Source organism: Geobacillus sp. WSUCF1 (assembly GCF_000422025.1).
GTDB lineage: Bacteria > Bacillota > Bacilli > Bacillales > Anoxybacillaceae > Geobacillus > Geobacillus zalihae.
Map to the genome: position 1 here is coordinate 1 of NZ_ATCO01000293.1, position 429 is coordinate 429.

Here is a 429-nt window from a genome sequence, read left to right on the forward strand (position 1 = left end):
ACCTTTTGAAGAGTTCTGACGAATTGTTCCTCCAGCTCTTTTAATAAAGGCCATTCTGTGGTAAGATGTTTCATGGACTCTCTCCCTCCTGTTTTCGGTTGATGTTGACAATCACCATCATAGCAGGGAGAGAGTCCTTTTTGCATGACATTTGCTTTTTTCTACCGCGCTTCGCTTGGTGGCCCCGACGAGCGTCGCGAACAAAAGTTCGCAACCCTCGTCGGGGAATCATTCCTGAATGTCACCCACAAATATTTTACTCACACCCGTGGTGCTAGTTGAGCGTTAGAACTCAACTAGCCCTAGTGTGACCAGCGAATAGGCTAACAATATGCCGTCGAGCGCTACTTCAAATCCGATCATGGAATTCGCTCGAATCTCTGTGATCCGGTATTGGTCAACCAGAACTGAGAACACCGTCTCGATCAC

Annotated in this window: 1 protein-coding gene and 1 pseudogene; both read right to left on the reverse strand. The window is 47.6% G+C overall.

Features of this window, described 5'->3' with window-relative positions; all coding sequences use genetic code 11:
• On the reverse strand, positions 1-74 hold a 74-nt coding region (locus tag I656_RS19615), incomplete at its 3' end, for a UPF0236 family protein (RefSeq protein WP_235048683.1).
• 211 nt (positions 75-285) lie between these two features.
• Positions 286-429, reverse strand: a pseudogene (locus I656_RS18475) (IS982 family transposase); the annotation flags it as partial.